This window comes from Methyloceanibacter sp., assembly GCF_050726195.1.
Classification (GTDB): domain Bacteria; phylum Pseudomonadota; class Alphaproteobacteria; order Rhizobiales; family Methyloligellaceae; genus Methyloceanibacter.
The window spans coordinates 16,254-38,719 of the sequence record NZ_JBOHJC010000018.1 but is presented as its reverse complement, the minus strand read 5'-3'; the positions used below and the strand labels follow the sequence as shown (position 1 = coordinate 38,719).

Genomic DNA, 22,466 nt, shown 5'->3' with positions numbered 1-22,466 from the left:
GCGAGACGATGATGAAGAGCGGCAAGAACGGCAAGGACCCACGAAAGCCGAAAGCCAGCGACGACGTCGATAAGTACATCAAGGATGCCGCCGGCCTCGACACCGCGCGCGAGCAGGCGATCGGCCAGCACATCGGCTATCGTTACGACGTCAATCTGTTGCCCGACTACAACCGGCTGACTCCGTTCCTGAAGGATTATTTGGAGTTCATGGGCTGGGACGACCTCAACTGGCTCGAGGACGTGCATATGGGCTACGAGGCGGGCCAGCCCGCCATCTTCGACCGCAACATCAATGGCTGGGTGCGCATTCCGAAGACGATGAAGCTCCCGGACAACCAACAAGACCGTGACATGCTGGCGCGAGAGCTGCTGGTCCGCTTCCAGACCTCGCCCAACCACCCGCTCAAGGAGCTGAACAAGGCCTATCGCAAGTTCTAGGGAGACATCGTTTCTTCGCGTCCGTGCTCGGCACGGGCCGAAGCCCAATCGGGTTCAAAGGCAACGACATGCACCGCATCGGGCAGTGCAGGATTGAACACCCGGTTATGCCAGATCGCGGCCTCGCGGGCCGCGTCGTCCTCCTTGAGCGCCTTGGCCTTGCACGGCACGCGATAGCCGTGCCGCCCTTGCGCAAAGACAAGAGTGCAGCGCTTGGCGGTGAGAATCTGCGTGGCGAGCGGCGCGTCGTGCGACAGGGTCGCCACCATCACGTCGCTGAACCCCTCGGGCTCCTGGAAGTAGTCGGCCTGCAAATAGTGCAGCGCCTTCTCGTAGCGCTCCCGCGGGTCGGGAGACTTCATCAACTGGAAGCGGAAGAAGGCGGTGCTCTCCGCGGGCGCCTTGGGCAGGATGAGCACGATAATCCGCGGCGCGAGCTCGGCGCCGGAAGCGTCCAGAACACGCGGACACATGCCCGGAGCGGGGCGGCCACCGTCCTCGCGCATGGCGATCTGCCGAAGCCGGCATTGCCAGAGCAGGAATTTGTCCCTGAGTTTCTTGCGTTCAGCCTTGCTCATCACCTTTCACTGCCCCGTCGCGGGGCCGTTCGTCAAATTCGGGCCGCGAAAACCGGTTCAGGGGCTGCGGGCGCGGGGGTGCGGCCTCAAGCCGCCCGGCACGGGTTAGTTGGACCAGAAATTTCCTTAGAGGAAAACGGATTTCATGTCGGTTGACGACACCAGGGGCACCGCCTAGCATCCGGGTACGATGGGAGAAATTTCGGCAAGGACGCTGTGGCGATAGCCGCGAGGGCCTCGGGTCCCCGCGTTGGCAAGAAGGGAAGCGACGACGTAGCTGAATCGTCCATCGCGCCGCGGGGAGCTGCATCCCACCGGCATTGAGAATAGGGGGGTTATCTAATGGGCGACAACTTAACCGCACTAACGACGGTCTTCACCGAGTTCTACTACTGGGTGACGGTCGTCATCATGTTCCTCATCCATGTGGGATTCTGCATGTATGAGGTCGGCGCCAGCCGGCGCCGCAATCATCTCCACACCCTGATGAAGAACACGATGCTGATCCCCTTGGTCACCATCACCTTCTTCTTCTTCGGCTGGTGGATCTATTGGGCATTCCCGAACGGGCCGTTCATCTACGAGGGCAAGGGCCTCATTCTCGATGGGGCGACCGGCGCCAACCAATACGCGCCTTGGTCTCCGAAGATGGCGACCAATCTCAGCGACCGCATCACCGGGGTATTCTGGGCGGCCTTCCTGCTGTTCTCATGGACGGCGGCGTCGATCGTCTCCGGCGCGGTGATCGAGCGTATCCGCTCGGGCGCGTTCTGGATCATCGCCGTGATGATCGGGTCGGTGACCTGGATCATCGACGCGGCCTGGGGTTGGCACTTTGATGGTTGGATGGTGAAGCTGCTCGGCTATCACGACGCGTACGCTTCGGGCGTCATCCATGCCATCGCCGGCGGCACCGCGCTTGGCGTGCTCGTCGTGCTCGGACCACGGCTCGGCCGCTTCGCGGCGGACGGTACGCCGCGCGTGTTTGTTCCGCACAATCCCTGGCTGGTGACGATCGGGTTGTTCCTCATCTATACCGGCTTCTGGGGCTTCTACGCAGCGTGTAACGTGCCGATCATCTCGCCCGAGACCATCGCGGGGGAGATCACGGGTACCACCTGGACGGCGACGACCATCTATCTCACGCCGACGACATTGGGCGCCATCACGGTCAACTTCCTGATGTCGCTGTCGGGCGGCTTGATGGTCGGCTACATCGTCTCCAAGGGCGATCCGTTCTGGACCTATTCGGGCGGACTTGCCGGCCTCATCACGGCATCGGCCGGTAATGACCTCTACCATCCGATCCAGGCCTTCATCATCGGCGGCCTCGGCACCTGGCTGATCTATAAGCTGCACTACTGGGTGGAGCGCCAGTTCAAGATCGACGATGCGGTCGGCGCCGTGGCCGTTCACGGCTATGCCGGCATCATCGGCCTGATCGTCGCCGGCTTCGTACTGTGGGGCTATCCGTCCTCACCGTATGAAGGCTACGCCGAGGTGAATCCGCTCGGCAACACGATCGGTGCGTTCATCATGTTCTTCGTCCTCGGCTTCGTGCCAGCGTGGATCGTCTCCAAGATCCTCGACGGCGCCGGGCTCCTGCGCGTGCCGCGGGAGGTTGAGCTCATGGGTCTCGACTTCAAGACTCTGCACGAGGAGGAGGAAGCGCGTGAGGACGTCCGGCGTGCCGAGAAGGCGCTGGTCTAGGGCTTAACGAGATCGCATGAAGGAGAATGAAAATGGGTAACACTTGGGCAGTTGATCTGGCCGATGTCGGCCCGGTCTATCCCTGGATGGGGCTCGAGGTCATCATGGTTCTCGTGGCCATCGCGCTCTGGATCCTCTGGCATATCGTGCAGATCCGCGAGGAGAACGCCGACTACGCCGATGACATCAAGAAATTCGGCAGCAAAGAGGCCATCAAGAAGGCTCTCGACGATCATCCGGTCTGACCTTCAAAGTCTGACCCTCCAGAGGGGCGCCGGCGTTTGAGCCGGCGCCTCTTTTGCTTCAGGTCAGGCGCACAGGATCGCGAATGGTGAGCCCGACGGCCGGGCGGCCGCCTAGCAGTCGAGCGTGGTGGCCCGCTCCCAGGGAGTCAGCTGGCGCGAATATTCGTCCCAGTCCTTCGTCTTGAGCTTGACGTAGGAGTCCACGAACTCGTCGCCGAGCTCCCGCCGCAGCAGCTCCGACTTCGCCGTGAGCCGCAGCGCGTCGAGCAAATTAAGCGGCAGCTTTTTGGTGCCGGGGGGCGCCTTGTGCCCTTCCGCGTACATGTTGATGTCAAGCGGCTTGCCAGGATCGGTGCCCTTGGAGAGGCCGTCGAGCCCGGCGGCGAGCACGGCGGCCGGCAGGAGGTAGGGGTTGGTCGCGCCATCGGCGAGACGAAATTCGAACCGGCCACTGCCGGGGATGCGGATCATGTGCGTGCGGTTGTTGCCGGCATAGGTCACCGTGTTCGGTGACCAGGTGGCGCCCGACAAGGTCACCGGCGCGTTGATGCGCTTATAGGAATTGACCGTCGGGTTGGTGATCGAGCAGATATCGCTCGCCGCGTTCATCAGGCCGCCGATGAAGTTGTAGGCCTCCTTCGACAGGCCCAACGCATCCTTGCCGTCGTCGAACAAGTTCTTGTTCCCCTTCCACAGCGACACATGGACGTGGCAGCCGTTGCCGGTGAGATGGGCGAACGGCTTCGGCATGAACGTCGCGCGCAAACCATGCTTCTCGGCGATCGCCTTCACCATGTATTTGAAGAATGCCATGCGGTCGGCCGTCTTGAGCGCGTCGTCGAATGCCCAATTCATCTCGAACTGGCCGTTGGCGTCCTCGTGGTCGTTCTGGTAGGGGCCCCAGCCGAGCTCGAGCATGGAATCGCAAATCTCACTGATCACGTCGTAGCGGCGCATCAGCGCCGTCTGGTCGTAGCAGGGCTTGGCTTGGATATCGGCGGGATCGCTGATCTCCGACCCGTCGGGACTGACGAGAAAATACTCGCATTCGACCCCGGTCTTCAGCGTGTAGCCGGCGTCCTCGGCTCTCTTCAGCACCTTCTTCAGGATGTTTCGTGGCGCCTGGCCGACCAGCTTGCCGCCCATGTAGGGATCGGCGGCGAGCCAGCCCACTTCCGGCTTCCAGGGGATCTGGATCAGGCTGTCGGGATCGGGGATGGCGAGCACGTCGGGATCGGCCGGGGTCATGTCGAGCCAGCTGGCGAAGCCGGCGAAGCCCGCGCCTTCCTTGGCCATGTCGCGGATCGCGGCGGCCGGCGCAAGCTTGGCCCGGAGCGTGCCGAACAGGTCGACATAGGAAATCAGGAAATACTTGATCCCGCGCTCGCGGGCCTCGACTGCAAGATCAACCGCCATGGTGCTCCCCTTCGCTAAGCTTACCTTCCAAGCCTCGCCCTATCCGTCAGACTTCGACCCGGGAATCCAGTCGGTGCCGGCGAGCGGCACGCGGGCCATCGCCGCCGCCTCCACCGTCAGCGCGACGAGATCCTCCGGCTCGAGATTGAGCACGTGGCTCTTGCCGCAGGCGCGCGCGATGGTCTGCGCCTCGAGCGTCATCACCGAGAGATAATTGGCGAGCCGCCGTCCGGCGAGCACCGGGTCGAGCCGCGCGGCGAGCACCGGGTCCTGCGTGGTGATGCCGGCCGGATCGCGGCCCTCGTGCCAGTCGTCGTAGCAGCCGGCCGTGGTGCCGAGCTTCTGATACTCCTCCTCGAGCGCCGGGTCGTTGTCGCCGAGCGCCACGAGCGCCGCCGTGCCGATCGACACGGCGTCGGCGCCGAGCGCGATCGCCTTGGCGACGTCGGCGCCGTTCCTGATGCCGCCGGAGACGATGAGCTGCACCTTGCGATGCATGCCGAGCTCCTGCAGCGCCTGCACCGCCGGGCGGATGGCGCCGAGAATGGGCAGCCCGACATGCTCGATGAATACTTCCTGCGTCGCCGCCGTGCCGCCTTGCATGCCGTCGAGCACGATGACGTCGGCGCCGGCCTTCACCGCGAGCGCCGTGTCGTAATAGGGCCGCGACGCGCCGATCTTGATGTAGATCGGCTTCTGCCAATCGGTGATTTCGCGCAGTTCCTCGATCTTGATCTCGAGGTCGTCCGGCCCGGTCCAGTCGGGATGACGGCAGGCCGAGCGCTGGTCGATGCCCTTGGGCAGCGTGCGCATCTCGGCCACCCGGTCGGAAATCTTTTGCCCAAGCAGCATGCCGCCGCCGCCGGGCTTGGCGCCTTGGCCGACCACGATCTCGATCGCGTCGGCGCGCCTGAGGTCGTCGGGGTTCATGCCGTAGCGCGACGGGAGCAGTTGGTAGACGAGGATGGTCGAATGGTGCCGTTCCTCTTCGGTCATGCCGCCGTCGCCGGTCGTGGTCGACGTGCCGACCTTGGAAGCGCCGCGCCCCAAGGCTTCCTTGGCCTGCGCCGACAGCGAGCCGAAGCTCATGCCGGCGATGGTGATGGGAATCTTGAGATGGATCGGCTTCTCGGCGAACCGCGTGCCGAGCCACACGTCCGTGGCGCATTTCTCACGATAGCCTTCCAGCGGATAGCGGCTCACGGAGGCGCCGAGGAACAGCAGATCGTCGAAATGCGGCAACCTCCGCTTCGCGCCGGCGCCGCGGATATCGTAGATGCCGCTCGCCGCGGCGCGTCTGATCTCCGAAAGGCTGTATTCGTCGAATGTCGCGGATGAACGTGGCGTGGTTCGTGGCGTCGCGTCCATCAATAGTCCCCCGCATGATCGACGTTAAAATTGTAGAGCTTCCGGGCCGAACCGTATCGCTTGAACTCACGCGGATCGACCTCCCCGTCGAACCCCGCGCGAGATAGCACGTGATGGACGGCGCGCCGGTGCTCGTCGCGCATCTCCTTCTCGATACAGTCGGCGCCGAGACTTTTAACGCTGCCGCGCACGAACAGGCGCGCCTCGTAGATCGAATCGCCGAGCGAGTCGCCGGCGTCGCCGAACACGACGAGGTTGCCGGCCTGCGCCATGAACGCGCTCATATGGCCGACCGAGCCCCTCACCACGATGTCGATGCCCTTCATGGAGATGCCGCAGCGCGACGAAGCGTTGCCGTCGATGCGGAGTAGCCCGCCGCGGCCCGTCGCGCCGGCCGACTGGCTGGCGTCGCCGGACACATGCACGAAGCCGCTCATCATGTTTTCGGCCACGCCGACGCCGGCGCTGCCATGGACGAGAACCGTGGCGAGCTTGTTCATGCCGGCGCAGTAATAGCCGACGGGGCCGTTGACCTCGACGGTGACCGGCACGTCGAGGCCCGCGGCGATCGCATGGCGGCCGGCTGGATTGTCGATGATCCAGTGGCTCTCATTGGTCTCGGGCGTGAGGCGGTGCAGCGCCGCATTGAGCTCCCTGAGCGGCGTGGCGCCGAGATCGATCTCGGGCATGTCTAGCGTTCCCAGAAATAGACGGTGGCGGGCTCCGGCTCCCACACGCGCGCCGTCTCGATGCCGGGAAGGCCGGCGAGCACGCGATACTCGGAGCCGAAGGCCACGTACTGGTCGGTCTCGGCCATCACCGCCGGCTTGCAGGCGATGCCGTCGCGCAGCACGCCGAAGCCGTTCTCGGTGCCGACCACGAAGGTGTAGAAGCCGTCGAGGTCGTCGAGGCTCACCTTCAGCGCGTCGCCGAGCGACAGGCCCTCGCGCATGCGCCAGGTGAGATAGCCGGCCGCCACCTCCGTGTCGTTCTCGGTCTCGAACTTGAGGCCCTCGCGCTTCAGCGTCCTGCGCAGATTGTTGTGATTCGACAGCGAGCCGTTATGCACGAGGCACTGATCCTTGCCCGTCGAGTAGGGATGGGCGCCGTCGGTGGTCACGGCCGACTCCGTCGCCATGCGGGTATGGCCGATGGCGTGCGTGCCGCGCATCGCGGCGAGGTCGAAGCGCTCGGCCACGGTCGTGGGCAGGCCCACCTCCTTGTAGAGCTCCATGCGCTTGCCGCGACCGACGATCTCGGTCCCTGGCGCTTCGCGCTCGAGCCATTTGATCAGGGCCTCGACCTCCTGGTCCGGCAGGGCGATCACTGCATGGGTGTCGTGCAAGGTGACCCGCACGCCGGGGAATGCGCCCTCGATCTCGGCCACCGTGTCCTCGATGGCCGAGGCTGAAGTCCCGCGCAAGGTGAGCTTGGTCTGGCCTCTCTCGCCGGCGCCATAGACGGCGAAGCCCGCGCTGTCGGGCCCGCGGTCCGACATGGTGGCAAGCATGGCGGCGGTCAGCCGCCCAAGCTCTGGTTCGAGCGCAGGGTCTTTGAGAAACAGTCCAACGATGCCGCACATGGCTGAAAAAACTCCGGTTCAGGCGCCGTTCACCATGCTACGGCGCCGTGGGTCTCGTCAACCCACGTGAAATAAAGTTTCCTATAGGGAAAATCTAGGGGCGGGGGTAAATAATGATGGAGAGATAGGTCATGGGCCGCTTGATCAGCTCTTCCGGCCCATGCGGCGCGCCCGCGTCGAAGAACAGCGCGTCCCCCGGCGCCATCGGATAGAGCTTGTCGGCGTGCCGGTAAATGACCTTGCCCGACAGCATGTAGATGAACTCCACGCCGTCATGCTGGAACTGCGCGTAGGGTTCCGCGTCCTCGCTCAAGGTGATCAGATACGGCTCCACCACGATATCGCCGGAGATCGAATGACCGAGCAGCTCGTAGCGGTGACCCGCCTTGCTGCCGCGGCGCTCGATCAACACGCCTTGCCCGGCGACCACGTAGGAGCAATCGCGCCGCTCTTCGAAATCGGCGAAGAAGCTCGTCATCGGCACGTTGAGGGCGCGGGCGAGCGCGCGCAAGGTCGATAGCGACGGCGAGGTGCCGCCGTTCTCGATCTTCGACAACATGCCGGGGGAGAGACCCGCCTCTGCCGCAAGCTCGGTCGCCGTGAGCTGCAAGCGCTGGCGCAGGAGCCGCACGCGCCGGCCGATGGAGATTTCGAGGTTGAGCTCACCGGTGGTCGGCGCGTTGGACCCGGTGGCGTAGACCTCCGGCCGCGGCGCGCGGCCGTCCTTGTTCGGCTTGGCGCGCGTCGCGGTTGAGCGCTGCCGTTCTTTGGCGCGCGCCCGAAGTTCCTTGGAAGTGAGCCGCGTCGTCGCCATCGAGCCTCCTTATGGGCAAATCTTCGCCGAAAGCGCAAGCAACCTATCACGATCCGTCCGGCCTACCGAGGTCCAGTAACCCCGCCTAAGCGCTGAGCCGCGTGCGGCTCGGCGGCTCGCCGAACGCCGTGCGATAGGCGCGCGCGAACTGGCTCGATGAGGCAAAGCCGGTGGCGAGCGCCACGTCGAGCACCGGCAACGTCGTCTCCCGCAACAGCTGGCGCGCGCGCTCCAGCCTCAGCCAGCGGTAATGCTGGTGAATGCCGTGCCCGACATGGCGGTGGAACAGCCGCTCGAGCTGGCGGAGTGAGATGCCGGCTTGGCGGGCCAGCGTCGCCCGCGGCAGTGGACTTTCCAGGCTCATCTCCATGGCGCCGAGCACCCGCAACAGCTTCTCGTCGGCGACGCCGAGCCGGTAACGCAGATCCATGCGCTGCGGTCCGAAGCCTTCGCGGATATGCGTGTGCAGGAACCAGTCGCCGACCGCGGCGGCGAGCTGGCGCCCGTGGTCGCGCTCGATCAGCGCCACCATCATGTCGAGCGCCGAAATGCCGCCGGAGCAGGTGATGCGGTTGCCGTCGATTTCGAATAGCGACGGCACCACGGCGACGTCGGGGAACGCTTCGCGGAACGCCGGCAGATGCTCCCAGTGGAGCGTGGCGCGGCGCTCATCGAGCAGGCCTGCGCGCGCCAGGATATAAGGTCCGCCGGAAATGCCGCCGATGGTCGTGCCCTTCCGTGCAAGCCGTCTGAGCCACGCAAAGCTGCGCTTGTCGTTGAAGGTCGCCGGATTTCCCCCGGCGCACACGAATACCATGTCGGCGGCGCGCTCGGTGCCAGTGCCGCAATCGGGAATGATGGCGACCCCGTTCGAGGCCGTCACCGGCTCGCCGGTCGGCCCCGCGTGCCACCAGCGATAGAGCGTCTTGCCTGACAAGAGATTGGCGGCGCGCAGCGGCTCCATCGCCGCGGCGTAGGACATCAGCGCGAAGCCGGGCACGAGCAGGAAGCCGACGGTCCGGGGATGTTCCATGACGCAAAATGTCAAGTAGGCGGCGTGGAATGTCAATCCATGACGGACATCCGGCGCACAATGCCCCCATGCGCTATTCCGCCGTAAGTCTCCTCGCCAACGCGCTCACCGGCAACCGCAACTGGAAGCCGGTGTGGCGCGAGCCCGAGCCCAAGCCGCGCTACGACGTGGTCATCGTCGGCGGCGGCGGCCACGGCCTCGCCACCGCGCACTACCTCGCCAAGCAGCACGGCATCACCAACGTCGCCGTGATCGAGAAGTCCTATCTCGGCTCCGGCAATGTCGGGCGCAACACCACCATCGTCCGCTCCAACTACCTGCTTCCCGGCAACCTACCGTTCTACGAATGGTCGATGAAGCTGTGGGAGGGGCTCGAGCAGGACCTCAACTACAATGCCATGGTCAGCCAGCGCGGCGTGCTCAACGTGTTCCACTCCGATCCCCAGCGCGACGCCTATGCGCGGCGCGGCAACGCCATGCGGCTCCACGGGGTCGATGCCGAGCTGCTCGATCGCGAGCAGGTGACGGCGCTCGTGCCCTTCGTCGATTTCGACAATGCGCGCTTCCCCGTGCGCGGCGGCCTGTTCCAGGCGCGCGGCGGCACCGTGCGCCACGACGCCGTCGCCTGGGGTTATGCGCGCGCAGCCGACTCTCGCGGCGTCGATATCATCCAGAATTGCGCCGCCACCGGCTTCCGCATCGAGGGCGGCCGCGTCGTGGGCGTCGAGACCGAGAAGGGCTTCATCGGCGCCAAGAAGGTGGCGCTGTCGGTCGCCGGCAATTCGACCCGGGTCGCGCAGATGGCCGGCTTGCGCCTCCCCATCGAGAGCCACGCCGTGCAGGCCTTCGTCACCGAGGGCGTCAAGCCGTTCATCGACGTGGTCATGACCTTCGGCGCCGGGCATTTCTATGTCAGCCAGTCCGACAAAGGCGGCCTCGTCTTCGGCGGCGACATCGAGGGCTACAACTCCTACGCCCAGCGCGGCAATTTGCCGGTCATCGAGGACGTCGCTGAGGGCGGCATGGCGCTGATGCCGGTGATCGGCCGCCTGCGCATCCTGCGCTCCTGGGGCGGGCTCCTCGACATGACCATGGACGGCTCGCCGATCATCGACACAACCTCCATCGACGGGCTCTATCTCAACGCCGGCTGGTGCTATGGCGGCTTCAAGGCGACGCCCGCTGCCGGCTGGTGCTTCGCCCATCTCATCGCCACCGGCGAGGCCCACCCTTACGCCGCCGCCTACCGTCTCGATCGCTTCGCGCAAGGCCGCGTCATCGACGAGAAGGGCATGGGCGCGCAACCGAACCTGCACTGAGGCAAACGCATGCGGATCAAATGCCCCTATTGCGGCGAGCGCGCGCTTGAAGAGTTCACCTATCGCGGCGACGCCACGGTGACGCGGCCCGAAAGCCTCGACGCGTCGGCGGCGGAGGCCTGGGCCGACTACGTCTATTTCCGCGACAATCCCGCCGGCCTCCACAAGGAGCACTGGTATCACGGTGCCGGCTGTCACTCCTGGCTCGTTGTGACGCGCGACACGCGCACCCACGAGATCGTCGCCGTCGAGTTCGCGCGCGAGGGGGCTTGACCATGGCGCCCCCGCAAGTGAACCGGCTCCGCGACAAGGGCCTCGTCGACCGCAAGAAGGTCGTCGGCTTCAATTTCGATGGCGTGCGCTACACCGGCCACCCCGGCGACACACTCGCCTCGGCGCTGCTCGCCAATGGCATCAGGCTCGTCGGCCGCTCGTTCAAATATCATCGCCCGCGCGGCATCCTCACCGCGGGCTCCGAGGAGCCCAATGCCCTGGTCGAGCTCAGAACCGGCGCGCGCCGCGAGCCCAACACCCGCGCCACCACGATCGAGCTCTACGAGGGCCTCAACGCCGCGAGCCAGAACCGCTGGCCGTCGCTGAAATACGATCTCCTCGCCGTCAATCAGCTCGCATCGCCGATCTTCGGCGCCGGCTTCTACTACAAGACCTTCATGTGGCCGCCCTCCTTCTGGGAGAAGGTCTACGAGCCGATGATCCGCCGCGCCGCCGGCCTCGGCCGTACCGCCTCCGGGCGCGATCCCGACCATTACGAGAAGGCGAACGCCTTCTGCGACGTGCTGGCGATCGGTGGCGGCGCCGCCGGCCTCTCCGCCGCGCTTGCTGCGGGCAGGGCCGGCGCACGGGTGATCCTCTGCGAGGAAGACTTCCGCCTCGGCGGCCGGCTTCTCGCAGAGCGCGACGAGGTCGACGGCACGCCCGCCGCCGAGTGGGCCAAGGCAGCCGAGGCCGAGCTTGAGAGCCTTCCCGACTGCCGCATCATGCGCCGCACCACCGTGTTCGGCGTCTATGACGGCGGCACCTATGCCGCGCTCGAGCGGGTCAACGACCATGTGCCGGTACCGCCGCCGCACGAGCCGCGCCAGCGCCTGTGGCGCATCGTGGCGAAGCGCGCCGTGCTGTGCGCCGGCGCGCATGAGCGGCCTCTATTGTTCGGCGACAACGACCGCCCCGGCGTGATGCTGGCCGGCGCCGTGCGCGCTTACGTCAACCGCTTTGGCGCCGCGCCCGGCCATCACGCGGTGATCTTCGCCGACAACGACGATGCGTTCCGCGCTGCCGCCGATCTCGGCGCCGCCGGCATTGAGGTCAAGGCCCTTGTCGATCCGCGCCGCGATGGCTCGAAGGCCGCGCAAGCGGCCGCTGAGGAGGCCAAGGCGCGCTACTTCGCCGGCGCGGTCATCGACGGCGTGCGCGGTGCTCACGGCATCAAGGCTGTCGCCGTCAGGGACATGAGCGGCGCGACCGTGAAGCTCGATTGCAGCGTTCTCGCCATGTCGGGCGGCTGGAACCCGGCCATTAATCTCACCACGCACCTCAACGGCAAACCGGTCTGGGACCATGCGCTGTCGGCGCTCGTCCCCGGCGATCTCCCCCCCGGCATGAGCGTGGCTGGCGCCGCGGCCGGCAAGTTCGATCTCGACGCGTGCCTTGCGAGAGGAGAGGTCGCCGGCGCCGAGGCCGCCAAAGCCTGCGGCTTCTCGCCGAAGAAGAGGAAGACACGCGCAGTACCTACAGAGACGCCCGCACCGGCGACCCCGCTCTGGCAGGTGGAGGAGAGCCGCGGCAAGGCCTTCGTCGATTTCCAGAACGACGTCACTGCCTCCGATGTCAAGCTCGCCGCGCGCGAGGGCTTCCGCATTCCGGAGCACGTCAAGCGCTACACCACCCTCGGCATGGCCACCGACCAGGGCAAGACCTCGAACCTCAACGGCGCGGCGGTGCTTGCCAATTTCACCGGGCGCTATATCGGCGCCGTGGGCACCACCACCTTCCGCCCGCCTTACACGCCGGTCGCCATCGCCGCGCTCGCCGGCCATCATGTCGGGCCCGATTTCCGCCCCTCGCGCCTGGCGCCGTCTCATGCCTGGGCGGTCGAGCAGGGCGCAGTGTTCGTCGAGACCGGCGCCTGGATGCGCGCGCTCTATTACCCGCGCCCGGGCGAGAGCCCGCAAGATGCGGTGAACCGCGAGGTGGCGACGGTGCGGACCAAGGTCGGCGTGTGCGACGTGTCGACCTTGGGCAAGATCGACGTGCAGGGGCCGGACGCGGGCGTCTTCCTCGATCGCGTCTACGCCAACACCTTCTCGACCTTGCCCGTCGGCAAGGCCCGCTATGGCATCATGCTGCGCGAGGACGGCTTCGCCATGGACGACGGCACCACCGCGCGCCTCGCCGAGGATCGCTATTTCATGACCACCACCACCGTGAACGCGGTCAAGGTGATGCAGCACCTCGAGTTCTGCCAGCAGGTGCTGTGGCCAGAGCTCGACGTGCAGACCGTCTCGGTCACCGAGCAATGGGCGCAATATGCCGTCGCCGGCCCGAACGCGCGCAAGGTCATCGAAGCGCTGCTCGCCCCCGGGCAGGATATTTCCAACGAAGCATTCCCCTACATGTCTTGCGGGGAGTTCATCGTGTGCGGCGGCGTTCCGGCGCGGCTTTATCGCCTCTCCTTCTCCGGCGAGCTTGCCTACGAGATCGGCGTGCCGGCGCGCTTCGGCGACGCCATGATCCGCGCCATCATGGAAGCGGGGGCGCCGCATGGCATCGCGCCCTACGGCACCGAGCCGCTCGGCGTGCTCCGCATCGAGAAGGGCCACCCCGCGGGCCCCGAGTTGAATGGCCAGACCACGGCGCACGATCTCGGCATGGGCCGGATGGTGTCGAAGAAGAAGGACTTCATCGGCCGGTTCATGGGCGAGCGCGCCGCGCTGAACGAGCCGTCGCGCCCGTCGCTGGTCGGCTTGCGGCCCATCGAGGCGGGCGCCCGCGTCCGTGCCGGCGCGCATCTCGTGCCGAAGGACGCCGACCCGGTCGCCGCCAACGATCAGGGCTACGTGACCTCCATGGCCTATTCGCCCGAGCATGGCCGCTGGATCGCGCTGGCGACGCTGTCGCGCGGGCCAGAGCGCCACGGCGAGGTGGTCAAAGCGTGCGATCCTTTGCGGAACACCGAAGTTCTGGTCGAGGTCTGCCCGCCCTGCTTCATCGATCCTGAAGGAGCGCGCCTCCGTGTCTAGCCCGCTTCCCGCCATGTCCGCGCTGCACGGGCTTGCACTTCCCGGCCGTTACGGTCGGACCGACGGCGAGCCGGGGGTCGTCATCGGCGAACGTGTTGGCCTCGGCGTCGCCACCGTCGCCTGCCGGAAAGGCCAGGACGACGGCTTGAAGGCGAGCGTACGCGAGGCCTATGGCGTCGAGCTGCCGCTGACCTCTACCGTGACGCGAGGCAAGGACGTGAGCTTCATCGGCACGGGCCCTGGCCAATGGCTCGCCGTGTCCGAAACGCTTGGCAACGAAACCCTCGCCGAGGATCTTGCCGCGAAGCTCGCGGGCCTCGCATCGATCTCCGATCAGAGCGGCGGGAGAGCAGTGATCGGATTAAGCGGGCCGCGCGCGCGCGACGTGCTCGCCAAGGGGCTCGCCATCGACCTCGACCCACGCGCCTTTCCGCCCGGTAGCGCCGCCACCAGCACCATCTCGCATATGGGCGTGCAGATCTGGCAGCTGGACGACACGCAAAGCTATGACATCGCCATCTTCCGCAGTGTCGCGCCGAGCTTCTGGCGCTGGCTCACATCGTCAGCGGCGGAATTCGGTTACCAAGTCGCGTCGCGCAACTCGACTTAACCACAGCGCCGCATCTCCTCATGCCCAGTTCATCGGGCAACGCGCAACCTTTACGACCCTGCCGCGTTTGGTAGCAGGCCCGCAAGTTTTGCGACGGGCCATTAGCAGGAAGTTCCTGAGCGGCGCCGGTCTGTCGTTCAGACACGCATCAATCAGAGCGCGGGCCGGTGCGCACTCAGGAACATGGGGCGTCGCCATGATACGTCCGTTGCTTGCCGCATTTGCCGTCGCCGGATTGTCACTTCCGTCGTGGGCCGTGGATCGAGTCGCCCACAAGGAATGGAGTTCTGGCGGCGACGGGTCGACCTATCTGCAGATTATTATCAAGGCTTGCCCGCAAGCAGAGGTGCCGCTCGAGCCTACCAACCAGGGAAAAATCTATAACGACGAGGCGCCCAAGACACTTGAGGAGCGCAAAGCGGCTCTCACTGAGATGGGCTGCATCGACGTCCCAATTCCCATGGAGCATGTCGCGGACATGAGCGAGACGGCGTGCCGCGGGCACGCCGGCTATGTCGCCGCCATGCGCTTCTTGCAGGGGCGGCAGGATCTCGCCGACTTCCCCGCCGTCGGCGCATGGCAGTGCATGGTGACCGACTATGAGGTGGTCGGCGCGGCGACGATGTAGCTCTGCCACGAGGGTCACAAGCGCGTGAACACGCCCGATTCAGCGGGAGCTGGCCCTGTCGCGCCAAAACGCGCCGGTCGCGGCGCTTCGCAAAGCTGTATAGGATTGTTGGTACCTGATGGCGGCCCCGGCCGGCCGCTTGTTGAAGGCAACGAGGAGCGCGGCCGGCTCGCTCTTGGAATGTGGGACGCCGCCATGACTCGCAATTCGATCGCCGCCCTCGCGCTGAGCTTCGCGATTTGTGCCCCTGCCGCCGCTGGCGACCCGTCGCAGCCGACCAGGATGGGCGAAGACAAGGACAAGACCGTTTACGTGCAGCTCATCGTCAAGGCTTGCCATCGCGCCGAGATTCCGCTCGAGCCCACCGGTCACGGCAAGGTCTACGACAACGAGAAGGCCTTGACGCTCGATGAGCGCAAGGCGGCGCTCATCGCCCTGGGCTGCATCGACGTGCCTGTGCCCATGGAGTTTCTCGCCGACCTCATGTCGCCAAGCGCCTGCATGGGCCATGGCGGCTATCTCGCGGCCATGCAGTTCCTCGAGCAGCGTCAGGATCTGCGCGACTTCCCGACGGTCGGCGCCTGGCAATGCGTCATCACCGACCACGAGGTGGTTGGCGCTTCGACGATGTAGTTCTGAGAATTGTTGAACGGCAAGCTATGAGGGCAGGAGGACGACTCCTGCCCTCGCTTATTGCGACGAAAGCAAATTCCGCTAGGCGCGCTTCACCTGGATGTTGACGACGACGGCGCGCGTCACCTCGAGCACCACCATGTCGCCGACTTCGAGCGAGTCGAAGCCAGGCACGTTCGGCGGGACCACGATGGTGCGGGTCTTGCCGCCGGTGCCGGCGAACGTCACGGTGCGCTTGTTGCGGTTGATGGCGCTGATCGTGTCGGTGACCTCGATGGTAGTCAGCTCGCTCGCGCCGCCCGAGGGGGTGAGTTCGGTCCAGTCCTGCTCGGCGACGGTCGGCGCGTTCATGTCCATGCCGGACTCTTCCGCCGCGACCAGGTCTTGCTCTTTGGTCTGGGGCGGGCCGTCTGCCTTGCGCAGCGCCACGGCAACTTCCTGGGTGTAGCTGATGGTGACCGTCTCCTTGAGCTTGATGACCTTGATGTCCTTCACGTCGGGGCTGATTACGGCGACGATGGTGTTGCCGCCGGGACCGACCACGGTGATCAAGCGTTCAGGGATTTCGATGGCCTCGACCGTGCCGGTCATTTGGATGACCCCGGCCTCTTCCTCGATCGGAATCTGAGCCCTTGCCTCGTCGGCGAAGATCATCGCCACGCCTAACGCCAACATCCCCTTCACGGCGGCGAAGAGAACCTGCATGTACCTACCTCCCAGGACAGAGTTGATTTGAATACGGAGCCGCCGCATGGGGCGGTGGCCACACTATAGTCGACGCCGGGCGCAAGGGAACTGGCCGCCCGAACGTCGCGGAAGGGTACATTCCGGCAACGGATTACGGCACTTCGCGCTTGGGAGGGGTGTCTAGCCGGCGCTGGGTCGGGGCCTGCGCGACCGGGCAATCGACTTGATCCGGCCTCGGGCGCTCCCGGACATTTCGGCGATCTTGCGGTCCTGGATCTCGACGAAGGTGCGGGCGGGCGCATCGCCATCCAAGCCGCCAAGCTCGGTTACGGGCACCTTCCGGTTGGATGTCTGCGTGCCGTCCTCGTAGATCACATCGAACAACACGAAGCCGCTCGGTCGGGCCTGTTGCTTCTTAGCCATAACGCTTCAACCTTCGGCTAGGCATCGTCGGAACTCTTATCGGCGGCAGGCGAGCCGCTGGCGTCGGGTTCGTCGCCGCGCGCTGCCTTGCGCTTGGCGGTCTCCTCTTGGAGACGCTGCAGCTTTTCCTGCTTCTTCTGGGCCTTGGCCCGGTTCCGCTCGGCCTTCTGGAAGTTGTAGTTGGGTTTGAACGCCATTTGCGCTCTCCTCTCTCCTTGGCGATCCTAAGGCTAGGTTTGCTTGGATCGCCGCGGCTTGCGGGTCTTCGGGGTGACCGGCGCGGATGCGGCGGCTTCCCTGTCGGCGGCCTCCTTGGCCAGGCGAAGCTCGCGCAAACGTGCCGTCTTCTGCATCATGGCGTCGTGCGCAAGCTTCTGCTCAAGCTTGAAGCTCTCTTGCCGCTTCTGGCCTTGATTGAGGATGGTCTCGGCGTTGCGCCGCGCTGCGGAAACACGTGAGGTCGTCTTGCTCATTGGCGCGCCTCCAGGTGATCGAGGATCTCGCGAAAGGAATTGGACGTAGCTGCCCGGGCCGGCCGCCGGCTACGCTGCCGTCTCCGCCGCTTGTCGGCAGGACGGGCGGGGGCAATTCGTGCCGGCGCCCGCGCCACAGGCTCGTCGAGCGTTTCAGCAAGGCGGTGCTCGGCTACATCCACCCGGGCGCGCATTAGGCGCTCGATCGCCGTAAGGTAGGCTCGCTCGCTGTTATCGCAGAGAGATAAGGCGGCTCCTCCCGCGCCGGCGCGGGCGGTGCGCCCGATCCGGTGCACATAGCTCTCCGGCTCGTTCGGCAGCTCGTAGTTGATGACGTGAGAAATGCCGGGAACATCGATACCCCGCGCGGCGATGTCGGTAGCGACGAGCGCGCGCACCTTGCCGTTACGGAAGCCGTCAAGGGCCCGCACGCGTGCGTTCTGCGCCTTGTTGCCGTGCAGCGCATCGGCGGCGATGCCGGCCTGGACGAGAAACCGGCAGACGCGGTCGGCGCCCCGCTTGGTGCGCGTGAACACGAGCACCCGTCCCATGGCGGGGTCCTTGATCAGCTCGGTGAGTAATGTCCGCTTGTCCTTGGCGCCGACGAAGTAGACGCGCTGCTCGATGCGTTCGACCGCGACCTTGACGGGAGACACGTCGATGCGCACCGGCTCGCGCAGGATGTCGTGGGCGAGCTTGGCGATCGGCGGCGGCATGGTCGCCGAGAACAGGAGGGTTTGGCGCTCCTTGCCGCACAGCCCGACGATCTTCCGCACGTCGTGGATGAACCCCATGTCGAGCATGCGGTCGGCCTCGTCCAGCACGAGGATGGAAACCTTGTCCAATCGGACGTGGCGCTGGCCGCAGAGGTCGAGCAGCCGGCCTGGTGTCGCGACCAGAATGTCCACGCCCGCCCTGAGCGCCTTGACCTGCTGTCCTTGGCCGACGCCGCCGAAGATCACGGCCCCGCGCAGGCTGAGGTGGCGCCCGTAGGCGTCGATGCGCTCGCCGATCTGGCGGGCCAGCTCGCGGGTCGGCGCCAGGATCAAGGCGCGCGGCGCGCCGGGGACGCGCGGCCCGGGCTGGCGCGACAGGCGGTGCAGGAGGGGGAGCGAGAACGCCGCCGTCTTGCCGGTGCCGGTCTCGGCCACGCCGAGCAGGTCGTTGCCCTCGAGGAGGACGGGAATGGCCTGCACCTGGATGGGGGTAGGCTTGAGGTACTTCTCGGCGTTAAGCGCACGCCGCAGCGGCTCGACGAGGCCGAGCGAATCGAAAGAAGAGGTCACTTATTAATGTTCCTTACCGCCGGACACGGGGCGCGCACGCATGGCACGCGCGAATCGTGAGGACGTTTGCCTCACCCCACGCGCTGTCTGGGGGCAGACGAAAATCGGGAAATTGTCTCGGATGAGAGGTGCCGCTTCTTGCGGCAGCTACGCGCGATCGCGAGCAATCGATGTGCCCGCAACATGGAGACTGGGTCCCCGGCTGTCAAGGAAAGATACCGAACGGCGTAAACGCCCTATGGCGCCGCCGTGCCCTCAGGGCGCCCTTCAGGCGGTCGCGACCACGTTTCGCTATCCCTGGTGGCACGGAGGGATTGTCGGCGCGACAATTCATTGTCACGGTAGAGGTCGCGGACCTCCGAGCGTCCGTGCCGGACTCTAGCCGAGGCTTCCAAATGCTGCACGTACCGCCGCTCGTTTCCACCCTGACGATTGGCCTCGTGCTCGCCTTCAGCCTCGGCGTCGTCGCGCACCGCCTCAAGCTGCCGCCGCTCGTCGGCTATCTGGTCGCAGGCATTCTCATTGGGCCGTTTACCCCCGGCTTCATCGCCGACCAGAACATCGCCAACCAGCTGGCCGAAGTCGGTGTCATCCTCCTCCTGTTCGGCGTCGGCCTGCATTTCTCGCTCAAGGACCTGTTGTCGGTCAGGGCCATCGCCATCCCTGGCGCCGTGGCGCAAGGCCTCGTGGCAACCCCCCTCGGCATGGCAGTCGGCTGGGGGCTCGGCTGGAGCCCCGGCGCCGGCTTCATCTTCGGCCTGGCCTTGTCGGTGGCCAGCACCGTCGTGCTCTTGCGCCTTCTGCAGGAGCGCCGGCTGGTGGAGACCGAACGCGGGCGCATCACCGTCGGCTGGCTGATCGTGCAGGACATCGCCATGGTGCTCGCCCTCGTCGTCCTGCCGGGGCTCACCGGACTGTTCCGCGAGGGCGCGCCCGCGCCCGACGCTATGGAGATCGTACGCCAGGTGGCGAGTGTGCTCGGCAAGTTCGCCATCTTCGTCGCCGCCATGCTGCTTATCGGCAAGAAGCTGATCCCCATGCTGCTGCACTATGTGGCGCACACCGGGAGCCGCGAGCTGTTCCGCCTGGCCGTGCTCTCCATCGCCCTTGGCTTCGCCTTCCTCGCCGCCGAGCTGTTCGGCGTGTCGCTGGCGCTCGGCGCCTTCTTCGCCGGCATGATGCTGAGCGAGTCGCAACTGAGCCAGCAGGCGGCGACCGAGTCGCTGCCGTTGCGCGACGCCTTCGCCGTGCTGTTCTTCGTTTCGGTCGGCATGTTGTTCGACCCGACGATCATTCCCGAGGCGCCGCTGGCAGTGCTCGCCACCGTGTTCATCATCGTCATCGCCAAATCGGCCGCCGCCTATGTCGTCGTGCGCCTGTTCGGCCACGGGCGCACCACGGCGCTCACCATCGCCGCCTCGCTGGCGCAGATCGGCGAGTTCTCCTTCATCCTCGCCAATCTCGGCATGCGGCTCGGCATACTTCCGGGCGAGGGCCGCGACCTTATCCTCGCCGGTGCCATCATCTCCATCCTGCTCAACCCGCTGCTGTTCGCCGCCCTTGATGCCTATTACGCCTGGCGTGAACGAGCCGCCGCCGAAGCCGCCGAGGCGGCGTCGCCGAGCGTGGCCGAGAAGGAGGAAGAGGAGGAAATGCCGGCGCGCGAGCCGATCCGCCCGACGGCGCTGAAGGATCACGTCGTCCTCATCGGCCATGGCCGCGTCGGCAAGTTCATCAGCAATGCGCTGCGCGAGCGTGGCACGCCGGTCTTCATCATCGAGGACAACGCCGACGACGTGGCGCAACTGCGGGAGCAGGGCATCGAAGCGGTGAGCGGCAACGCCGCCGATCCCGAGATTATTCAGGCCGCGAACGTGGGCGAAGCCCGCTGCCTGCTGGTGGCCATCCCCAACGCGTTCGAGGGCGGGCAGGTGGTCGAGCAGACACGCGCGCTCAACCCGACCTTGCCGATCATTGCCCGGGCGCATTCGGAAGCGGAGATCGACCATCTCATCAAGCTCGGCGCCAACCTTGTGGTCATGGGCGAGCATGAGATCGCCAAGGCGATGATCGAGGACGTGGGGTCGGTGCGCTCGCCCACCAAGCCGGGCGCCGGCGAGCATGTTCCGGCTTTGGAACCCGACGCGTGAGAGTTAGGCCTGGAACGCATTTGGCGAATCGGCGTTGATTTGGGGGTGGAGGACCCATCGCTAGCCAGCCCTTCGCAGGAGGGAATCATGCGCAACCAGACCGGCCCAACCCTCGGGCTCCTCGTGTCCGCCGCGTCGGTGCTTGCCTTCGCGCCGTCGGTCGCAGCGGTTGAGGGCGAGGAAGCCAAGACCGAGAGCATCGGCCCATGGGAAATCGAGGCGACCTACAAGGCCGACAATTTCGATCGCTGCACTATCAGCCGCAAGCTCGATGACGACGTCGTCGTGACATTCGTGCGCAAAGGGGAGGGGCTTACGCTCCTGCTCACCTCGCCGAACTGGAAGCTCGAATCCGGCAAGCAATATCCGGTGACCATGAAACTCGGCCCGAGGAATTTCGACATGGAGGTCGCGGCCGAGGCAAGCTCCGTCTCCACCGAGATCGGCGACGACAAGTTTGCCTCGGGCCTGCGCGCGGCAAGCGCCCTCGATGTGGTTGCGGCGGGCGCCACCATCCGCGTGCCGCTCGACAAGAGCGGGGCGGCGCTCGACCGTCTCGAGGAATGTGTTGCCAAGAACGAAAGGGCCGTTGAAACCAACCCTTTTGTGGCCCCGGCACGCCGTCCGTAGAGGACGGGGTGCCGGAGGGCGAAGCCTGCAAGCAACACTCCGAAACCGCCGCCGCGGACCCTGAAGCGACGGGCTCGACCACGCCGGCGACCGAGACGGTGCCGGCGCCCGATCCGAAGCCAGACCTGTCCGCGGCCAAGCCCGGCCCCCAGCCGGCAAAAGCTACATCGCGGACGAAATCGGCGAAGCGCGCGTTTCAGCGCGAGGTGGGCCGCCTGCGCCGCTTCTTCACCGACTAGCCGCGGCTAAAAGGCCTTGGCACGTTCGTGCGGCGAAGGGCTAGCCGAAGGTGGACCTGGGCGTTGTGCTGGGCCTGCGGCGCAGTGGCACGTACTGCCCGATCACATCGGCTAGCGCGGCAACGTTTATAGGCTTGGTGAGGAAGGCTGCGGCTTGGCCTCGCCCCTTGAGGTCACGCTGGATAGAGTGGCGCAGCCCTTCCGTTAATGCCTCAGCTGTGAACACGATCACGGGGATATGCCGTGTCGAAGGCGTGCTCTTGATCCGGCTGAGAAGGTAGTGTCCGCTGCCCTGCTCCATGTTGTGATCCGTGATTACCAAATCTGGCCGTTCCTTTAGGGTCAACCAGTAGCCTTGCATTCCGCTCGATGCCTGCACGATGTCGAGCTCGTACTTCTCCAGTCCGCTGGTGAGGGCCTTCAGTACGGTCCGGGAGTCGTCGACCAGAAGAATGCGGGGCGTCCGGGCGGGCAACTCGTCCCTGATTGTATCGGGGACATTGTCCACGACCTTCTTCTGGTCGAAGATCTGCTGGATCGCCGAAAGAAGTGCTGGCCAGACATCCGCGTCCTTGTGAACGTAGAGAACGCCAAGGTCCTCACACCGCTGAATCGCCGCGTCGTCTTCCGTCCCGGTGAGCACTATGACCGGAAGAGGCGGAAATTTGGTGTCTGTAAGGCGTTCGACCACTCTGAAGCCGTCGACATCCGGCAGATTGAGGTCGAGGATCAGAAGATCAGGCTTTCCCTTCGCGACCGCAAGCAGCGTACGGAGGCCATCGCCCGTGGTTTCGACCCGCAGACCGAGTGAACGGAAACGATTCTCCAGTGCCCGCAGCAAGACCGGGTCATCGTCGGCGATCAGTACGGACTTACCTGCGAGCGCTTGCGGACTTTGCCGCGGATTGGCAGGCGTGGGGGCCGTCGGCATCGGATGGCTAT

25 protein-coding genes are annotated in these 22,466 nt (G+C 65.7%); 12 read left to right on the top strand and 13 right to left on the bottom strand.

Translation table 11 applies throughout. The features are described from left to right. The first annotated feature begins 8 nt into the window (after window positions 1–8). A complete protein-coding gene (locus ACRECX_RS12715) occupies window positions 9–440 on the top strand; it encodes a hypothetical protein (protein WP_431559208.1) in 432 nt (143 codons plus the stop codon). On the opposite strand, the gene ACRECX_RS12710 is transcribed toward ACRECX_RS12715, so the two are convergent. Further along, window positions 437–1,018, bottom strand: a complete 582-nt coding sequence (locus ACRECX_RS12710) for a hypothetical protein (protein WP_431559207.1) — start codon at window positions 1,016–1,018, stop codon at window positions 437–439. The genes ACRECX_RS12715 and ACRECX_RS12710 overlap by 4 nt on opposite strands. A 342-nt stretch (window positions 1,019–1,360) precedes the next feature. Here ACRECX_RS12710 and ACRECX_RS12705 point away from each other — a divergent pair, with 342 nt between their 5' ends. Both ACRECX_RS12705 and ACRECX_RS12700 read left to right on the top strand, forming a co-directional pair. Beyond that, on the top strand, window positions 1,361–2,728 hold the full coding sequence (locus ACRECX_RS12705) for an ammonium transporter (protein WP_431559206.1): 1,368 nt from the start codon (window positions 1,361–1,363) through the stop codon (window positions 2,726–2,728). Between the two features lie 32 nt (window positions 2,729–2,760). Continuing rightward, window positions 2,761–2,973: a hypothetical protein gene (locus tag ACRECX_RS12700; protein WP_431559205.1), complete on the top strand. Its 213-nt coding sequence runs from the start codon at window positions 2,761–2,763 to the stop codon at window positions 2,971–2,973. A gap of 111 nt (window positions 2,974–3,084) precedes the next feature. Here ACRECX_RS12700 and glnT read toward each other — a convergent pair whose 3' ends face one another. The 6 genes from glnT to ACRECX_RS12670 all read right to left on the bottom strand — a co-directional run bounded on the left by glnT (window position 3,085) and on the right by ACRECX_RS12670 (window position 9,186). After that, window positions 3,085–4,389 (bottom strand): type III glutamate--ammonia ligase, encoded by a 1,305-nt coding sequence (gene glnT, locus ACRECX_RS12695; protein WP_431559204.1) that lies wholly within the window; start codon window positions 4,387–4,389, stop codon window positions 3,085–3,087. 39 nt (window positions 4,390–4,428) lie between these two features. After that, the gene (locus ACRECX_RS12690) at window positions 4,429–5,757 is read right to left on the bottom strand and encodes an FMN-binding glutamate synthase family protein (RefSeq protein WP_431559203.1); all 1,329 of its coding nucleotides are present in this window, start codon (window positions 5,755–5,757) and stop codon (window positions 4,429–4,431) included. Continuing rightward, on the bottom strand, window positions 5,757–6,446 hold the full coding sequence (locus tag ACRECX_RS12685; RefSeq protein ID WP_431559202.1) for a protein glxC: 690 nt from the start codon (window positions 6,444–6,446) through the stop codon (window positions 5,757–5,759). Before ACRECX_RS12685 ends, ACRECX_RS12690 begins: the two co-directional genes overlap by 1 nt. Before the next feature lie 2 nt (window positions 6,447–6,448). Next, on the bottom strand, window positions 6,449–7,339 hold the full coding sequence (locus ACRECX_RS12680) for a class II glutamine amidotransferase (RefSeq protein WP_431559201.1): 891 nt from the start codon (window positions 7,337–7,339) through the stop codon (window positions 6,449–6,451). A gap of 94 nt (window positions 7,340–7,433) precedes the next feature. Further along, window positions 7,434–8,153: a helix-turn-helix domain-containing protein gene (locus tag ACRECX_RS12675; RefSeq protein ID WP_431559200.1), complete on the bottom strand. Its 720-nt coding sequence runs from the start codon at window positions 8,151–8,153 to the stop codon at window positions 7,434–7,436. A gap of 85 nt (window positions 8,154–8,238) precedes the next feature. Next, the gene (locus ACRECX_RS12670; protein WP_431559199.1) at window positions 8,239–9,186 is read right to left on the bottom strand and encodes a GlxA family transcriptional regulator; all 948 of its coding nucleotides are present in this window, start codon (window positions 9,184–9,186) and stop codon (window positions 8,239–8,241) included. A gap of 68 nt (window positions 9,187–9,254) precedes the next feature. Here ACRECX_RS12670 and ACRECX_RS12665 point away from each other — a divergent pair, with 68 nt between their 5' ends. The 6 genes from ACRECX_RS12665 to ACRECX_RS12640 all read left to right on the top strand — a co-directional run bounded on the left by ACRECX_RS12665 (window position 9,255) and on the right by ACRECX_RS12640 (window position 15,636). Continuing rightward, complete coding sequence (locus tag ACRECX_RS12665; protein ID WP_431559245.1) at window positions 9,255–10,505, top strand: sarcosine oxidase subunit beta family protein; 1,251 nt, start codon at window positions 9,255–9,257, stop codon at window positions 10,503–10,505. A 9-nt stretch (window positions 10,506–10,514) separates the two neighbouring features. Beyond that, window positions 10,515–10,778 (top strand): sarcosine oxidase subunit delta, encoded by a 264-nt coding sequence (locus ACRECX_RS12660; protein ID WP_431559198.1) that lies wholly within the window; start codon window positions 10,515–10,517, stop codon window positions 10,776–10,778. Between the two features lie 2 nt (window positions 10,779–10,780). Beyond that, entirely contained in the window at window positions 10,781–13,765 is a 2,985-nt protein-coding gene (locus ACRECX_RS12655) for a sarcosine oxidase subunit alpha family protein (RefSeq protein WP_431559197.1), read from the top strand. Continuing rightward, window positions 13,758–14,375, top strand: coding sequence for a sarcosine oxidase subunit gamma (locus tag ACRECX_RS12650; protein ID WP_431559196.1), 618 nt, complete (start codon window positions 13,758–13,760; stop codon window positions 14,373–14,375). Before ACRECX_RS12655 ends, ACRECX_RS12650 begins: the two co-directional genes overlap by 8 nt. A 196-nt stretch (window positions 14,376–14,571) precedes the next feature. Next, window positions 14,572–15,003 carry a hypothetical protein gene (locus ACRECX_RS12645; protein ID WP_431559195.1) on the top strand — a complete coding sequence of 144 codons (432 nt, stop codon included), beginning with the start codon at window positions 14,572–14,574 and terminating at the stop codon, window positions 15,001–15,003. 195 nt (window positions 15,004–15,198) lie between these two features. Continuing rightward, complete coding sequence (locus ACRECX_RS12640; protein ID WP_431559194.1) at window positions 15,199–15,636, top strand: hypothetical protein; 438 nt, start codon at window positions 15,199–15,201, stop codon at window positions 15,634–15,636. An 81-nt stretch (window positions 15,637–15,717) separates the two neighbouring features. Here the strand turns inward: ACRECX_RS12640 and ACRECX_RS12635 are convergent, their stop codons facing one another. From ACRECX_RS12635 to ACRECX_RS12615, 5 genes are all read right to left on the bottom strand, one after another. Beyond that, on the bottom strand, window positions 15,718–16,341 hold the full coding sequence (locus tag ACRECX_RS12635) for a hypothetical protein (protein ID WP_431559193.1): 624 nt from the start codon (window positions 16,339–16,341) through the stop codon (window positions 15,718–15,720). 162 nt (window positions 16,342–16,503) lie between these two features. Then, window positions 16,504–16,746: a hypothetical protein gene (locus ACRECX_RS12630; protein ID WP_431559192.1), complete on the bottom strand. Its 243-nt coding sequence runs from the start codon at window positions 16,744–16,746 to the stop codon at window positions 16,504–16,506. Window positions 16,747–16,763: 17 nt separating this feature from the next. Next, window positions 16,764–16,943, bottom strand: a complete 180-nt coding sequence (locus ACRECX_RS12625; RefSeq protein ID WP_431559191.1) for a hypothetical protein — start codon at window positions 16,941–16,943, stop codon at window positions 16,764–16,766. Window positions 16,944–16,976: 33 nt separating this feature from the next. Then, window positions 16,977–17,219, bottom strand: coding sequence for a hypothetical protein (locus tag ACRECX_RS12620; protein WP_431559190.1), 243 nt, complete (start codon window positions 17,217–17,219; stop codon window positions 16,977–16,979). Next, the gene (locus tag ACRECX_RS12615; protein WP_431559189.1) at window positions 17,216–18,505 is read right to left on the bottom strand and encodes a DEAD/DEAH box helicase; all 1,290 of its coding nucleotides are present in this window, start codon (window positions 18,503–18,505) and stop codon (window positions 17,216–17,218) included. The genes ACRECX_RS12620 and ACRECX_RS12615 overlap by 4 nt, the downstream gene beginning before the upstream one ends. A gap of 395 nt (window positions 18,506–18,900) precedes the next feature. Between ACRECX_RS12615 and ybaL the strand changes: the two genes are divergently transcribed. The 3 genes from ybaL (at window position 18,901) to ACRECX_RS12600 (ending at window position 21,524) form a co-directional block, all read left to right on the top strand. Next, entirely contained in the window at window positions 18,901–20,655 is a 1,755-nt protein-coding gene (ybaL, locus tag ACRECX_RS12610; protein WP_431559188.1) for a YbaL family putative K(+) efflux transporter, read from the top strand. An 87-nt stretch (window positions 20,656–20,742) separates the two neighbouring features. Continuing rightward, window positions 20,743–21,285, top strand: a complete 543-nt coding sequence (locus ACRECX_RS12605) for a hypothetical protein (protein WP_431559187.1) — start codon at window positions 20,743–20,745, stop codon at window positions 21,283–21,285. 8 nt (window positions 21,286–21,293) lie between these two features. Continuing rightward, window positions 21,294–21,524 (top strand): hypothetical protein, encoded by a 231-nt coding sequence (locus ACRECX_RS12600; protein ID WP_431559186.1) that lies wholly within the window; start codon window positions 21,294–21,296, stop codon window positions 21,522–21,524. Between the two features lie 40 nt (window positions 21,525–21,564). On the opposite strand, the gene ACRECX_RS12595 is transcribed toward ACRECX_RS12600, so the two are convergent. After that, window positions 21,565–22,455 carry a response regulator gene (locus ACRECX_RS12595; RefSeq protein ID WP_431559185.1) on the bottom strand — a complete coding sequence of 297 codons (891 nt, stop codon included), beginning with the start codon at window positions 22,453–22,455 and terminating at the stop codon, window positions 21,565–21,567. Between the last annotated feature and the right edge of the window lie 11 nt (window positions 22,456–22,466).